The organism is Devosia sp. A369 (assembly GCF_054489345.1).
On record NZ_JBTMWV010000051.1, the window covers coordinates 1 to 1503 of the forward strand.

Here is a 1503-nt window from a genome sequence, read left to right on the forward strand (position 1 = left end):
CTTGTTGAGACGGCCAGGGCCCAGGGGTGGAACACCCTATGGCGGCCGGTGGAGGACAAACATGGCGACATTGACGCGGTGTCGCAGCAGGTCTCGTCATTCTGGTCAGACTTTGCCCGCAACGAACTCAAGATCAGTGATCCGCAGAAAACGCTGTATTCGTTTCGGCACAGCTTTAAGGATGCGACGGCGAGCGTCGGCGCTACCGAGGACGAAAAGAAGCAACTGCTTGGTCATGCCGAGACCGGTGCCACCAAGGGCTACGGCACGAAGAAAGAGCCGCGGCCCGTCGATATTCGTAGGCTCAATGACATCGTTCAGGCGATTGGGTGGGACTTTCTCGAAGCCTTAGCTGGTAACGACAGCTAGACCGGGCGAAAGGAAACGAACGCCTGTTTTGGGCTCCTGTATTCTGGCGAGATTGATTTAAAGCGCTTCTCTGCATGTTCAAAGCTTATTGGGTGCGCCGGAAATGGACCAGATGGGCACCGCGAAGTGTGGGAGATAGAGCTGGGCCGGGGAATTTGACCACGGAGATAGGTGAATTTTCTGTCTGACGGTCGCCCAATATGGCCGCGACAGGAGAAACCATGACGAGACGACTCCACCGCTACCACACACCGGCGTTCAAGGCGAAGGTGGCCCTGGCTGCGTTAAAGGCGAGAGGACCCTAGCCTGGTTGGTGCGGCCATGTATCCGACCTGTAATGCGGTCGTTCATGTGCCGCTGGCCATGATGCCATTCGCGCGGCTCAGGTCCCGATCGAAAGCTCGCACTCGAAGTGCACGGCCTCATTGGGTTCTCTTGATCTGGCGGTACCTGCCATCGGCCCGGCCGACTAGGCGTCCCAGAACGACAGATTTGTGGACGGTGATGGACGCAGTTCTCTACATGGCCTCGAGCGGGTACTAATGGCAGCTGCTGCCGGAGAGTTTTCCGCCGCCCTCAACTGTGCAGCGTTATTTCTATGACTAGAGCGACACTGGCTGGCTTGCTCGCCAACATCAATCATCATCATCTTGTGATGCCCGAAGTGCCGCTGGTGACTAGCATTATGGGCAGGGCACCAACATCAACCTAACCCACCACCACCCGCATCCCCGCCGCCGATGACGCCATCATCGCATCAATCAGCCGATGCACGCGCAATGCCGAATGCCCGGTGCTGAGCGGCTGCCTTCCATGCCGCACGGCATCGGCGAAGTCGGCGATCTGCGCCGCGTGCCAGTCAAACGGAAACGCCATCGGATCGGCGCCGCCGCCGCCCACACTGGCTTCGCCTTCGGTGATGATCTCGCCGGCCATGGTGTGAACGGTCAGATTACCCCCCGTCAGCGTCGCCGTGGCATGCTCGAAATTCAGCGTCAGGCTTTCCGGCCCGCCGGGGAAACTGGCGGTGGTGGCCATCACCGCGCCGACCGCGCCATTGGCAAATTCCAGCCCCGCCGAGACGAAATCCTCGGTTTCCATTCGGTGCAGCCGTGTGGTCCGGGCCATGGCGGT

2 protein-coding genes are annotated in these 1503 nt (G+C 59.9%); one reads left to right on the plus strand and one right to left on the minus strand.

All coding sequences use genetic code 11. From position 1 onward, the window contains the following. A partial coding sequence (locus tag ACX3OZ_RS20815; protein WP_459105503.1) for a site-specific integrase occupies positions 1-369 on the plus strand: 369 nt, incomplete at its 5' end. Between the two features lie 708 nt (positions 370-1077). On the opposite strand, the gene ACX3OZ_RS20820 is transcribed toward ACX3OZ_RS20815, so the two are convergent. Continuing rightward, the coding region (locus ACX3OZ_RS20820; RefSeq protein WP_459105504.1) for a Gfo/Idh/MocA family oxidoreductase at positions 1078-1503 on the minus strand (426 nt) is incomplete at its 5' end.